Origin of the sequence: Sphingomonas sp. PWP1-2, assembly GCF_049898305.1 — a bacterium.
In the GTDB taxonomy this organism is placed as follows: Bacteria; Pseudomonadota; Alphaproteobacteria; order Sphingomonadales; family Sphingomonadaceae; genus Sphingomonas; species Sphingomonas glacialis.
In genome coordinates, this window is record NZ_JAFCXM010000002.1 from 144,751 (window position 1) to 157,071 (window position 12,321).

General features: G+C 66.9%; 12 protein-coding genes. 5 read left to right on the forward strand and 7 right to left on the reverse strand.

Annotated elements, in window-relative coordinates:
* Positions 1-11: 11 nt before the first annotated feature.
* Positions 12-1,670 (reverse strand): 2-isopropylmalate synthase, encoded by a 1,659-nt coding sequence (gene leuA, locus ACP7C5_RS05540; RefSeq protein ID WP_426263472.1) that lies wholly within the window; start codon positions 1,668-1,670, stop codon positions 12-14.
* Positions 1,671-1,922: 252 nt separating this feature from the next.
* Here leuA and ACP7C5_RS05545 point away from each other — a divergent pair, with 252 nt between their 5' ends.
* Positions 1,923-2,315, forward strand: a complete 393-nt coding sequence (locus ACP7C5_RS05545; RefSeq protein ID WP_133188770.1) for a BLUF domain-containing protein — start codon at positions 1,923-1,925, stop codon at positions 2,313-2,315.
* A gap of 62 nt (positions 2,316-2,377) precedes the next feature.
* Here the strand turns inward: ACP7C5_RS05545 and ACP7C5_RS05550 are convergent, their stop codons facing one another.
* The 5 genes from ACP7C5_RS05550 to miaA form a co-directional block, all read right to left on the reverse strand.
* Positions 2,378-3,007 carry a YceI family protein gene (locus tag ACP7C5_RS05550; protein WP_322163442.1) on the reverse strand — a complete coding sequence of 210 codons (630 nt, stop codon included), beginning with the start codon at positions 3,005-3,007 and terminating at the stop codon, positions 2,378-2,380.
* Between the two features lie 124 nt (positions 3,008-3,131).
* On the reverse strand, positions 3,132-4,151 hold the full coding sequence (ilvC, locus tag ACP7C5_RS05555) for a ketol-acid reductoisomerase (protein ID WP_426263473.1): 1,020 nt from the start codon (positions 4,149-4,151) through the stop codon (positions 3,132-3,134).
* A 112-nt stretch (positions 4,152-4,263) separates the two neighbouring features.
* Entirely contained in the window at positions 4,264-4,779 is a 516-nt protein-coding gene (gene ilvN / locus ACP7C5_RS05560) for an acetolactate synthase small subunit (protein WP_133188762.1), read from the reverse strand.
* Entirely contained in the window at positions 4,779-6,524 is a 1,746-nt protein-coding gene (locus ACP7C5_RS05565) for an acetolactate synthase 3 large subunit (protein ID WP_426263474.1), read from the reverse strand. Before ACP7C5_RS05565 ends, ilvN begins: the two co-directional genes overlap by 1 nt.
* Before the next feature lie 80 nt (positions 6,525-6,604).
* A complete protein-coding gene (gene miaA / locus ACP7C5_RS05570) occupies positions 6,605-7,534 on the reverse strand; it encodes a tRNA (adenosine(37)-N6)-dimethylallyltransferase MiaA (protein WP_426263475.1) in 930 nt (309 codons plus the stop codon).
* Between miaA and serB the strand changes: the two genes are divergently transcribed.
* Entirely contained in the window at positions 7,527-8,408 is an 882-nt protein-coding gene (gene serB, locus ACP7C5_RS05575; protein WP_426263476.1) for a phosphoserine phosphatase SerB, read from the forward strand. The two genes, miaA and serB, sit on opposite strands and share 8 nt — an antisense overlap.
* Positions 8,409-8,427: 19 nt before the next feature.
* Here the strand turns inward: serB and ACP7C5_RS05580 are convergent, their stop codons facing one another.
* Positions 8,428-9,435, reverse strand: a complete 1,008-nt coding sequence (locus ACP7C5_RS05580) for an SPOR domain-containing protein (RefSeq protein WP_426263477.1) — start codon at positions 9,433-9,435, stop codon at positions 8,428-8,430.
* A gap of 174 nt (positions 9,436-9,609) precedes the next feature.
* Between ACP7C5_RS05580 and ACP7C5_RS05585 the strand changes: the two genes are divergently transcribed.
* From ACP7C5_RS05585 to ACP7C5_RS05595, 3 genes are read left to right on the forward strand one after another with little or no spacing between them, the layout of a single operon-like run.
* Positions 9,610-10,329, forward strand: a complete 720-nt coding sequence (locus ACP7C5_RS05585; RefSeq protein WP_426263478.1) for an AAA family ATPase — start codon at positions 9,610-9,612, stop codon at positions 10,327-10,329.
* A gap of 1 nt (position 10,330) precedes the next feature.
* The gene (locus tag ACP7C5_RS05590) at positions 10,331-10,918 is read left to right on the forward strand and encodes a hypothetical protein (RefSeq protein WP_189674932.1); all 588 of its coding nucleotides are present in this window, start codon (positions 10,331-10,333) and stop codon (positions 10,916-10,918) included.
* Between the two features lie 20 nt (positions 10,919-10,938).
* Positions 10,939-12,321, forward strand: coding sequence for an SPOR domain-containing protein (locus tag ACP7C5_RS05595; RefSeq protein ID WP_426263479.1), 1,383 nt, complete (start codon positions 10,939-10,941; stop codon positions 12,319-12,321).

Consider the following 12,321-nt stretch of genomic DNA (forward strand, 5'->3'; position numbering starts at 1 on the left):
GCCGGGGAGGATCAGGCGCGGTTGGCGGCGCTGAGCACGGCGCGCACCGACGCGGTCGCGATGTCGGCGTCGATGCCGACGCCGAATACCGTCTGCCCGCCAGCGGTGCGGCACTCGACATACGCCGCCGCCTGCGCATCGGCACCGTGGCCGATCGCATGTTCGCTATAGTCGACAACGTCGAGCTGCGGCCCGGTGGTGTCGCCAAGTGCAGCGATCACGCCCGAAATCAGGCCGTTGCCACGCCCCGAGATCGAGCGCTCCTCACCATCGACCGCGACATGCCCGATGAAGAGGCGATCGCCGACGCTCCCGCTCTCGTTATAATCGAGCAAGCGGAAGCGATGCGTGTCACGCGCGAGATAGGTCGCCTCGAACAGCCCCCAGATATCGCTCGCATTCATTTCGCGGCTCGTCTCGTCGGCGAGGCGCTGGACGTGACGGATGAAATCGGCCTGGAGCCGCTTGGGCAGCTTGAGCCCCTTGTCCTGCTCGATCACCCAGGCGACGCCGCCCTTGCCGCTCTGCGAATTGACGCGGATCACCGCTTCGTAGCTGCGCCCGAGATCGGCGGGGTCGATCGGCAGATAGGGGACTTCCCACAGCGTATCGTTCTTGGCTTCCTGCGCGGCGAAGCCTTTCTTGATCGCATCCTGATGGCTGCCCGAGAAAGCGGTGAACACCAGGTCGCCGGCATAGGGCGTGCGCGGGTGGACGGGGAGCTGCGTGCAATAGTTCACGGTGTTGACGACGGCATCGATGTCCGAGAAATCGAGCTTCGGATTAAGGCCTTGCGTGTACATGTTGAGCGCGACCGTCACCAGGTCGCAATTGCCGGTGCGCTCGCCATTGCCGAGCAGGCAGCCCTCGACGCGATCGGCACCCGCCATCAGCCCGAGCTCGGCGGCGGCGACGCCGGTGCCGCGGTCGTTGTGCGGGTGGAGGCTCAGCGCGACGGTGTCGCGGTTCCGGATGTTGCGGCCGAACCATTCGATCTGGTCGGCATAGACGTTGGGCGTCGCGCACTCGACCGTCGCGGGCAGGTTGAGGATCAGCTTGTGGTCGGGCGTCGGGCGCAGCACGTCCATCACCGCCTCGCAAACCTCGAGGCTGAAATCGAGCTCGGCGGTCGAGAAGGTCTCTGGGCTGTATTCGAAGAACCAGTCGGTGTCGGGCTGGGCTGCGGCCTGGTCGCGCAGGATCATCGCGCCGTCGATCGCGATCTGCTTCACTTCGGCGCGGGTCATGCCGAACACGATCTTGCGCCAGGCGGGGCTGACGGCGTTGTAGAGATGAACGATCGCGCGCGGCGCGCCACGCAGCGAGGCGAAGCTCTTCTCGATCAGGTCACGGCGCGATTGCGTCAGCACCTGGATCATCGTGTCGTCGGGGATGCGACCGCTGTTGACGAGGCCCGAGATGAAATCGAACTCGGTCGCGCCAGCCGCGGGGAAGCCGACTTCGATCTCCTTGATCCCGACCTTGACGATCAGGTCGAACATCCGGGTCTTCTTCTCGGCGTCCATCGGATCGATCAGCGCCTGGTTCCCGTCGCGCAGATCGGTCGACAGCCAGCGCGGTGCGGTGGTGATCGTCTGCGACGGCCAGCGGCGATCGGCCAAGTCGATCGTCGGAAAGGGGCGGTATTTGGTCGAAGGGTCACGCAGCATGATCGGTCTCGCTCGGAATCGCCGTTGTAGGGCGCGGTTCGCTAGGGGCGGGGGATCCTCAGGCGCGCCGCGCTGGCCGGTCCCGGCGCGCGGCAGTATACACGCCTAAGGGCGCGTAAGTCGAAGCGAGGTAAGGCCCAGGGCGAGATCCATGCGCGTTGAATAGCGCTCGACGATCGGCCGTGTCCAGCATCAAGATGGGGTTGAGCGATATCAATTTCAGCACGCACGCGCTGGGGTAAACCAGCGGCCATGCGTCAAATCATCTATACCAGCGTCACGACCAATCCCAGCGGTCGGGCCGAGGACGAGTCCGTGGCGATCCTGCGGCAGGCGTCGCTGCGCAACGGGCTCGATGGGATTACCGGCTTGCTCTACACGCAAGGGTCCGAGTTCCTGCAGGCGCTCGAGGGGCCGAACGACAGCATCGCCGATCTCCTCCTCAGCCTCACGAGCGACCCGCGCCATCGCGACCTGCGCATCCTGATCGATCGCGAAACCGAGGATCGCGAGTTTGGCGACTGGATGATGGTGCACCGGGAGCGGCGCGAGAGCGTCGACGATTTCGATCGTCGCCTCCACGGGCTGTTGCTGGGCGTATCGCGCGAAACCGCCGAGTATTTCCGCGCACTCGTGCCCGCCTGAGCCCCAGACCCGGTGAAGCCGCCAGTGAGCCCGGTACGGCTACCCTGGCGGCCAGCCGTCGCTTATTGCAGTTCGAACGCGGCGTTGATGACAAGCACGGTCTCGTCCGAGACGACGGGCACGTACTTCGTCACGCCGAAGTCCGAGCGACGGATCATCATCCGGCCGAGGAAGCCGATCGATGCCTTCTTGCTCATCGGGTTGGTCGCCGCGCCGAACAGCTTCGCGCGGAAGCTGACGGGCTTGGTCACGCCGTGGAGCGTGAGCGTGCCGTCGACCTGCACCGCGTCGGGGGCGATCTGCGCGACCTTGGTCGAGCGGAAGGTCGCGGTCGGGAACTTGGCGGCATCGAACCAGTCGGCGCTCTTGAGCTCACCCGTGAGTACATCGCTCGTCGTCTGGACGCTCGCGATCGGGAGCGTCACGTCGAGCTTGGTCGCGGCGGGCTTGGCAGGATCGAGCGTGAGCGTGCCCGAGGCGTTCGAGAAGGTGCCGGCATAAGGCGAGATGCCGAAATGGCTGACGCTGAAGGTCACCTGGGTGTGGTTCGGCTCGATCTTGTAGGTGCCGGCCTTGACGTCGGCGACGGTGCCGGCCCCCCGCATCATCTCGGGCGGAGCGGTCTGGGCGAGCGCGGGCGCGGCGATCAGCAGCGCGGCGGTCGTGGCAGCATGAAGCAGATTAAAGCGCATTAGATACTCCTGTTAAGAAATACCCAAGTGCGGTGCCCGCGCCGCAGCGTCAAACCCCGTTTCGGCAACGAAGCGTTTCGCTGGAGTGAGCCCCTCCCCAAAAGGGGAGGGGCGCAGGACGCGGTCAGTTCTTGCTCTGATCGACCAGCTTGTTCGCGCCGATCCACGGCATCATCGCGCGGAGTTCGCTACCGACCTTCTCGATCGGATGTGCCTCTGCCTGCTTGCGCGCGGCCTTGAGCTCGGGCTGGCCGGCGCGGTTGTCGAGCACGAAGTTCTTGACGAAGCGGCCCGACTGGATGTCGGCGAGGACGCGCTTCATCTCGGCCTTGGTCTCGGGCGTGATGATCCGCGGCCCGGTGGTGATGTCGCCATATTCGGCGGTGTTGCTGATCGAATAGCGCATGTTGGCGATACCGCCTTCATAGAGCAGATCGACGATCAGCTTGGTCTCGTGGAGGCACTCGAAATACGCCATTTCGGGGGCGTAGCCCGCCTCGACTAGCGTCTCGAACCCGGCCTGGATGAGGTGGGTGATGCCGCCGCACAGCACGGCCTGTTCGCCGAACAGGTCGGTCTCGCACTCTTCCTTGAAATTGGTCTCGATGATGCCCGAACGACCGCCGCCGACGCCCGACGCGTAGGCGAGACCGATGTCGTGCGCGTTGCCGCTCTTGTCCTGGTGGATCGCGATCAGGCAGGGGACGCCGCCGCCGCGGACATATTCGCTGCGCACGGTGTGGCCCGGGCCCTTGGGCGCGATCATGATGACGTCGAGATCGGCGCGTGGCTCGATCAGGCCGAAATGCACGTTGAGGCCGTGGGCGAAGGCAATCGTCGCGCCCTGCTTGAGGTTCGCATGGAGATCGTCGGCGTAGATCGCGGCCTGATGCTCGTCGGGGGCGAGGATCATCGTGATGTCGGCCCAGGCGGCTGCCTCGGCATTGGTCATCACCTTGAAGCCGGCGGCATACGCCTTCTGCGCGGTTGCCGAGCCTTCGCGCAGCGCGATGGCGATGTCGGTGACGCCCGAATCGCGCAGGTTCTGGGCGTGGGCATGGCCCTGGCTGCCATAGCCGACGATCGCGATCTTCTTCGACGTGATCAGGTTCAGGTCGGCATCGGCATCATAATAAACGCGCATGGTAGTCCCTTTTTGGCAGTCGTCGCCCCGGCGGAGGCCGGGGCCGCTTCGTTGCTGGCGCTGTCCGCACAAACCGGACGGCCCCGGCCTCCGCCGGGGCGACGCGAGAAATCTAGATCGACGCGTTCCCGCGGGCCATTGCGACGATCCCGGTGCGCGCGACCTCGCACAGCCCGACTTCGCGCATCAGCGTGATGAACGTGTCGATCTTCTCGCGCCCGCCGGTCACTTCGAACACGAAGCTGGTGGTGGTCGCATCGACGACGCGCGCACGATAGACATCGGCGAGGCGCAGCGCCTCGATCCGGTGATCGCCCGTGCCCGACACCTTGAGCAAGGCAAGCTCGCGCTCGACATGCGGGCCGAGCGCGGTGAGGTCGGTCACCGAATGCACCGGGATCAGCCGGTCGAGCTGCGCAAGGATCTGCTCCATCGTCGCATCGCTCGCCGAGGTCACGATCGTGATCCGGCTGACCGCCTTGTCGGCGGTGACGTCGGACACCGTCAGGCTCTCGATATTATAGCCGCGCGCGGTGAACAGGCCGGCGATCCGCGCGAGAATGCCGGGCTCGTTGTCGACCATCACCGCCAGAGTGTGGCGCGAGGCTTTTTCCTTGGTGATGTGCATTAAACCAGCGCCTTCGCTTCGTCGTCCATTTCGCCCGACACTTCGCTCGCTTGGAGCAGCATCTCGGTATGCGCCGCTCCGCTCGGGATCATCGGGAAGCAGTTTGCCAGCTTGGCGACGCGGCAATCGACGATCACCGGACCGTCATGGTCGAGCATCGCGGCGATCCCGTCGTCGAGCTGGCCGAGCCCTTCGATGCGGATGCCCTTCCAGCCATAGGCCTCGCCGAGCTTGACGAAGTCCGGCAGGGAATCGCTGTAACTCTCGGAATAGCGGCTCGAATAGGTCAACTCCTGCCACTGGCGGACCATCCCCATATATTCGTTGTTGAGGATGAAGATCTTGACCGGCAGCCGGTACTGGCTCGCCGTCGCCAGCTCCTGGATGTTCATCTGGATCGAGGCTTCGCCGGCGATGTCGATCACCAGCGCCTTGGGATTGCCGAGCTGCGCACCGATCGCGGCGGGCAGGCCGTACCCCATCGTGCCGAGGCCGCCGCTGGTCAGCCATTTGTTCGGCGCGTCGAAGCCGAAATGCTGCGCCGCCCACATCTGGTGCTGGCCGACCTCGGTGGTGATGATCGGGGCGCGCTTGTGCGTTGCCTCCCACAGCGCGCGGACCGCACGCTGGGGCATGATGTCGTTATCAACCTCTGGAAAATCGAGGCTTTTCTTGGCGCGCCACTCGCCGATCATCTGCCACCAGGCGGCGAGATCGGGCTTGGGATGGCGTCGCGCCTTGAACACGCGGACCATGTCCTCGAGCGCGTGGCCGACATCGGCGACGATCGCGAGATCGACGCGCACGTTCTTGTTGATCGACGAGCGATCGATATCGACGTGGATTTTGCGGCTGAACGGGCTGAACGCATCGAGCCGCCCAGTCACCCGGTCATCGAAGCGCGCGCCGAGGCAGACGATCAGGTCGGCCTTGTTCATCGCCAGATTGGCTTCATACGTGCCGTGCATGCCGAGCATGCCGAGCCACTGCTCGCCGCTCGCCGGATAGGCGCCGAGGCCCATCAGCGTCGAGGTGACGGGCGCGCCGCTGATCCGCGCGAGTTCGCGCAGCAACTGGCTCGCCGCCGGGCCGGCATTGATGATGCCGCCGCCGGTGTAGAGGATCGGGCGTTCGGCGGCCGCGAGCATGTCGACCGCTTGCTCGATCGAGGTCTGGTCGGCCTTGATCTGTGGGCGATAGGTCTTGTGGCGAATGGAACCTGGCTTGGTGTAGCGCGCGGTCGCGACCTGGACGTCCTTGGGGATGTCGATCACCACTGGACCGGGGCGGCCCGATGTGGCGATGTAGAACGCCTCGTGGATCGTGTCGCCGAGCTTGGCCGGGTCCTTCACCAGATAATTGTGCTTCGAACAGTGGCGCGTGATGCCCACCGTGTCGGCTTCCTGGAACGCGTCGGTGCCGATCAGCGCGGTCGGCACCTGGCCGGTGATCACCACCATCGGGATCGAATCCATCAGCGCGTCGGTGATCCCGGTGACGGCATTGGTCGCGCCGGGGCCCGAGGTGACGAGCACCACGCCGGGCTTGCCGGTCGAGCGGGCATAGCCTTCGGCGGCATGCGTCGCGGCTTGCTCGTGGCGCACCAGGATGTGCTTGATCCGCCCGGAGCGGAACAGCGCGTCGTAGATCGGCAGGACGGCACCGCCCGGATAGCCGAAGACGACCTCCACGCCGAGATCGCACAGCGCCTCGATCAGGATGTCTGCTCCGCTTTTCTCGGTCACGTCTCGTCTCCCGTCGCGCCGCCAACGATTAGCAGCGTTCGAGCGGTGCTGCTAGAGAAACGAAATGTGCGTGTCAACGGCTATCGACGTAATAATATGCCTAAACTGCTGCTTCTTTCGCCGCTTTCTAACACGGCGGTCCGATGCCAGCTCGCCGGAGGCTGATTGCGGAACCAAGTATATTGGCGTTTTGCATATTGCCGCGTTGCGAGTGCGACTGCATCAACCGCTTGTTTTTGCGATATTTCTCCCAACAACGTAGAAGCAACCTCCCTGACGCCAATGGCGCGCCGGATCGGGGCTTCGGGGACGATTTCGCTGCGCGCGAGCAGCGCGCTCACTTCCGCGCGCGCACCGCCCGCGAGCATCGTCGCCGCGCGGCTATCGCAGCGCGCCCACAGCCAGTCACGATCGGGCAGCAGGACGATCGCGGCGAGCGCGATCCGCTCACCGATCCCGCCGATCCGCTCTTCTTGCCAGCGTGTCAGCGTCCGTCCGGTCGAGCGCACCACTTCGAGCGCGCGCGCCACGCGCGTCGTATCGGCGGGGGCGAGGCGCGCGGCGGCGGGGGGATCGAGCGCGGCGAGTGCCGCATGCGCCTGCGCAACCGGCAGCGCGCGGACCTCCGCGCGGACGGCCGGGTCGATCTCGGGCACCGGCGCGATTCCGTCGAGCAGCGTACGCAGGTACAGGCCGGTACCGCCGACCAGCACGGGCAGCTTGCCGAGCGCGTGCGCACGGTCGATCTCGGCGCGCGCCTCGTCGGCCCAGCGCGCGGCGGAATAGCTTTCGGCGCCATCGACATGGCCGAACAGCCGGTGCGGCACGCGCGCTTCGTCCGCCTCGGTCGGGCGCGCGGTCAGGACGCGTAGGTCGCGATAGACTTGCGCGGAATCGGCATTGATGACGATTCCGTCGTGACGTTCGGCGACCGCGATGCCGAGTGCGGACTTGCCGCTCGCGGTCGGCCCTGCGATGAGCGCGACCTGCGGGAGATTCACTGTGTTCATTGCCACCTTGATAGCATCGGAAACGCTCAGCGCAGGCGATCTTTCTGCAGCGATCGACCGGATTGCGGCTGTTGGCTGCGCACCGGCGACCTCGGCGTGGATCGAGCCCGAGAAGGCGGTCGATATCCTGTTCGGTGTTTCGCCCGACGCCGCGCGCAAAGCGCTCGAGGGTGTGTTCGAAGGCGTCGATGTCGTCGTGCAATCGGCCGAAGGGCGCGAGAAGAAGCTGCTCGTCGCCGACATGGATTCGACGATGATTACCGTCGAATGCATCGACGAGCTCGCGGATTATGCGGGCATCAAGCCACAGATCGCGGCGATCACCGAAGCGGCGATGCGCGGCGAGCTCGATTTCGAGGGTGCGCTCGACGCGCGGGTCGCATTGCTCAAGGGGCTCGACGAGGCGGTGATCGAGCGCTGTCTCGCCGAGCGCGTGACGATCATGCCGGGCGCCGTGGCGCTGGTGCGGACGATGCGGGCGCGTGGCGCGACCGCGATCCTGGTGTCGGGCGGCTTCACGCGCTTTGCCGAGCCGGTCGCCGAGCGGATCGGCTTCCACCGCGCGATCGCCAATCGGCTCGAGCTCGGCGACGGCGTGCTGACGGGCATTGTCGCGAAACCCGTCGTTGGCTCCGACACGAAATTGCAGACGTTGCTCGCGGCGCGGGCCGAGTTTGGCTTACTGCCCGAGCAAACGCTCGCGGTCGGTGACGGCGCGAACGATCTGGCGATGGTCCAGGAAGCGGGGCTAGGCGTCGCCTACCACGCCAAGCCGATCGTCGCCGCAGCGGCGGCGGCACGGATCGATCACGGTGATCTCTCGGCGCTGCTCTACGCTCAGGGCATCGCGCGCGACGATTGGGTGACCGCCTGACGCGTGGCGTGCGCCGCGCTTATGGCGCGACGGGCACGCACGGCTTGATCGATCCGCACGCCGATTGCGCGGCGCCTTTCGACGCGAAGGGCCCGACGAGCACGCGCGTCATCGCGCCGCTCTTTACATAGGATACGTCTGCGCCGTTAAACCGCCGACCGACCTGGCTCCACAGCTTGCGCGCATTGGCGGGGTCTCCGAACGAGCCGAGCTGCACCTTCCAGCCGCCGCGGCTGGTCGCGACCGCCGTCGGCGCTGGCCCGCGTGCTGGTTCGGGGGTGGGGCTCGGCGCGGGCGGGCGTGGCCGTTGCGGCTGAGGACGCTTCGGCTGCCGCTCGGGCGCTAAAGCCAGCACCTCGGGTTTGCGCGGGACGTTGGGGTCGTACGCGGACGGCGGCAAGTCGGTGCTCCGCACGCCAGCGCCGCCCGGCTTGCTGGCGAGTGCAGGCGGCAGTTCGGGGCGTTGCGCCTCGGCCTCGTAGCGGCGCGCGAGCTCGAGACCTTGCTGGCGCTGGTCGGTCGGGATTGCCTTGTCCATCTGCGCTTGGACTTCGGACGCCTTCGGCGTGTTGGCGGCAGCCGCGCGGACGATCCATGCATAGGCGCGCGGCCAGTCCTTCGCGCCGCCATCACCGTTGAACAACATCGTGCCATAGACCAGCTGCGCGCGCGGCTCGCCGCGCAGCGCTGCTTTCTCGAGCCACGGCGCGGCGTCGTTCGGCTTGTGCTGATCGAACAGGATCAGCCCGTATTTCGCCTGGGCGGCGACATGGCCCTGGAGCGCCGCCTTGCGGAACCAGCTTTCGGCGACGGGAATATCGGTGGGTACGCCGCGCCCGAGCGTATAGGCCTGCGCGAGGTTGAACTGCGCGTCGGCATCGCCGGCGTTCGCCGCCGGGCGCCATTCGGCAATGGCTTTCTTATAGTCGGCGCGGCCCCACGCCTCGACGCCCTCGCGCACATCCGCCAGCGCGGGGCTCGCCGAAAGCAGCGTTCCCGCCAGCGCCATCCATACTCGTTTGCGCATGATCGTCGTCCTGTCCCGTGCGTCTGTACCACCTGACCATGCCGACTAGCGCGGGCTTGGCAAAGATTTCGTTAGCCGTTTTGCGCCGCGCGCCGGCAGCACCGAGGGCGTTAACCCTTCCTTGACCGATCCTATGGCATTCGGTGGCCTAGATTAAAGGGGCGAAAGGGGCTCATGCGCGTTCTTGCGATGGCATCTCAAAAGGGCGGATCGGGCAAGACTACCTTGTCCGGCCACCTGGCAGTACGGGCGCAGCTCGCAGGGGCGGGGCCGGTGGTGCTGATCGACATCGATCCGCAGGGGTCCTTGTCGGATTGGTGGAACGAGCGGCAGAGCGAGTTTCCCGCTTTCGCGCAGACCACCGTCGCGCGGCTCGCCGCCGATCTCGAAGTGCTGCGCCAGCAGGGCTTCAAGCTGGCGATGATCGATACCCCGCCCGCCATCACCATGGCGATCCAGAGCGTGATCGCGGTGGCCGAACTGATCGTCATCCCGACGCGGCCGAGCCCGCACGATCTGCGCGCCGTCGGCGCGACGGTCGATCTGTGCGAGCGCGCGGGCAAGCCGCTGCTGTTCGTTGTCAACGGCGCCACGCCCAAGGCGCGGATCACCTCCGAAGCCGCGGTCGCGCTGTCGCAGCATGGCACGGTCGCCCCGATCACGATCCACCACCGCACCGATTTCGCAGCGTCGATGATCGACGGGCGGACGGTGATGGAAGTCGACGCGAAGGGCCGCTCGGCGCAGGAAGTGCGCGACCTGTGGACCTATATCTCCGACCGGCTCGAGAAGAATTTCCGCCGCACGGTGTTCGCGACGCCAACTTCGATCAACGGCTTTGGCGCGCCGCGTCCCGCCGCGGGAGGTGGTTTCGGCCGCCGCGTGGTGAGCTGAGATGAGCATGTTCGGAAACCCCAAGCCGACCGCCCCCAAGGCGACGGCGTCGCTGTCCTCGACGCTGCTCGCGCGCAAGGGCATGGCGAAGCCCGCGATGCGGCCGCAGGGCTTTGGCGGGTTCGGCGCGATGCCGGGCGCGCACGACGATCTTGGCTGGAACGACATGGGCGACACGCCACCGGTTCCGCCGGTGCTCGTCCAGCGCGAAGTGCTGCGTGAGGAATTTGCGCAACCCGTCGCAGCGCCCGAGCCGGTCGTGATGCCTGAAGCCGTTCCGGTCGCTGCCGAGCCCGAGCCAGCTGCAGCGTTGGAGCCCGAGCCTGCGCGCCTCGTGTCGAAGCCCGTTTCGGTCGCAACCGCGACGCGGATCGGCCGCGAGACGAGCAAGAAGCACAACAAGAAGCGCCCCAAGTCGGCGTTCACGCTGCGGCTCGACGAGGACCGGCATCTCCGCCTGCGTCTGGCCAGCGCGCTGCACAATGCCTCGGCCCAGTCGCTGGTTACCGAGGCGCTCGATCAATTCCTGCAAACCTTGCCCGAAGTCGAAAATCTGGTGCGCCAGTTGCCGACACGGGCGCAGCGATAAACCCCGAGGAGGGCGTTACGATGAAGACCCGGTCCGCCATCACTTTCGGCCCGCTTACCGTGGGGCTTTCGCTCCTCATGCTCGGGGGCACGGTCGCGGCCACCGCAGTGTCGACGATCGCCGCTGCCAGCGCCCGCGCGCAATCGCGCGCCGAGAAGGAAGCGCGCACCGAGGCCGCCGCGGCGCAGCAGGCGTTGCGCGCAGGCCGTTCCGCCGAGGCGATCGGCCATGCCGAGCGCGCCGTCGGCGACCAGCCCGACGCAGCCGAATATCGCATGATTCTTGGCCAGAGCTATCTCAAGGCCGGGCGCTTCGCTTCGGCGCGCGATGCCTTTGCCGACACGCTGACGCTTGCCCAGGGCAACGGCAAGGCGGCATTGAACCTCGCGCTCGCGCAGATCGCAACGGGCGATTGGGCCGGCGCACGCACGACGCTCGACGCCAACGCGGCGACGATCCCGGTCAGCGACCGCGGCCTTGCGATCGCGCTCGCGGGTGACCCCGCAACCGCGGTCGAAATGCTCGGCGCTGCGGCGCGCGGCCCTGAAGCCGACGCCAAGGTCCGTCAGAATTACGCGCTCAGCCTGGCGCTTGCCGGACGCTGGCGCGAGGCGCAGGCGGTAGTAGCAATGGATGTCGCCCCGGCCGATGTCTCGCGGCGCATCCTTGATTGGTCGACCTTCTCGCGGCCCAGTTCGGCATCGGATCAGGTCGCGACCTTGCTCGGCGTAACGCCAGCGGTCGATCCCGGCCAGCCGGTCGCGCTTGCACTCAACGGCGCGGCGCGCGGCGGTACGACCGCGCTGGCGAAGGCCGAGCAGCCGATCGACAGCTATATGCCCGGCCAGGTCGGGGCCGAGCCTGCAGCCCCGTCGGCCCCCGTCGCAGTGGCCGAAGTCGCTGCGGCGCCGACGCAGCAAGTCGCCGCGGTCGGTCCGACGATTGCCGGCGTAGTGTTCGCCGAACGCAAGGAAGTCGTTCAGGCGTTGCCGGTCGCCTATGCCAAGGCCCCGACCAAGCGCGGCAGCGTGGCGGCGCGGATCGCGGTCGCGAACAGCGGCGCTGCGCGACGCGCTGTGTCGGCATTCCCCGAAGCGCGTGCGCCGATGCACGGCGGCTTCGTCGTTCAGCTCGGCGCCTATGATACCGCAGGCGTCGCGCACGATGCGTGGACGCGTGTGACGCGCCGGTACGCCGGTTTCGCGAGCCACACGCCGCAGGGCATGACTGTGTCGCGCGGCGGCAAGCAATTCTACCGCTTGTCGGTCGGCGGCTTCGCGCGCGCCGATGCGGTGTCGATGTGCCAGCAGTATCGCAGCCGTGGCGGCGCGTGCTTCGTCCGCGCCGGCGCGGGCGATCAAGTCGCGATGTGGGCCAAGGGGCGCGAACTGGCGTCGCGCTGA